The sequence below is a fragment of the Streptomyces sp. PA03-1a genome (assembly GCF_033792805.1).
In the GTDB taxonomy this organism is placed as follows: domain Bacteria; phylum Actinomycetota; class Actinomycetes; order Streptomycetales; family Streptomycetaceae; genus Actinacidiphila.
On sequence record NZ_JARAVO010000501.1, the window covers coordinates 1 to 743 of the forward strand.

Below are 743 nucleotides of genomic sequence, written 5' to 3' on the forward strand. Positions count from 1 at the left end.
GTTATAAGAGACAGAGCCGAAGCAGAGGACCAGGAGGCACAGCTGCATCGGTGACTTCGTTGCCGGCGGCCCCCACGCCGCCGGCAACGAAGTCACCGATGCAGCTGTGCCTCCTGGTCCTCTGCGTCGGCTGACCGGAAAGGAACCCCACGTGCCAAGCAGCTACGCCGACCACGACCGCCGCCGCGTCCACGCCTGGCGGTTGTGGGGCGTCGGAGCCCTGACCGCGGTGCTCGCCGGCCTGCTGGCCAAGGCGGGCATCCTGGTCGCGCAGAGATTCCTGCTGCTGCCGCTCTTCGCCCCGCAGGGCTACGGGCTGTGGCGCGACGCCGCCGCCACCGCCTACGTCCTCGGGGCAGCGCTCGTCGCGCTCGCCGCGACGCTCCTGCTGCGCGTCCTCCTCACCACGACGCCCCGCGCCACGCTGTTCTTCGGCTGGATCATGGCCGGGCTGACCCTCTTCGCCGTGGTGATCCCGCTGGCCCTGCACCGCTCCAACGAGATGCTCGCCACCTGCGTGGTGAACCTCTTCATCGGGCTGATCGTCACCTCCCTGCTCGCGGGCGCGGCCCGCTGGGCACGGACCCGCGGCATCCAGGCCCCCCGGCCCGCGTGGCAGGGCCTGTCTCTTATCCACATCTCCAAGCCCACGATACCTCTATACATATATCATGCCGTATTATGTTTGCAAAAAAAAAAACAACAATAAATACACATAATACTGATATTGACGATCAGTACCT

At 65.5% G+C, this 743-nt stretch carries 1 protein-coding gene; it reads left to right on the plus strand.

Annotated features, from left to right (window positions below; translation table 11 throughout):
- Nucleotides 1-151 precede the first annotated feature (151 nt).
- Complete coding sequence (locus tag PV341_RS45170) at nt 152-709, plus strand: hypothetical protein (protein ID WP_500361068.1); 558 nt, start codon at nt 152-154, stop codon at nt 707-709.
- The last annotated feature ends 34 nt before the right edge of the window (nt 710-743 follow it).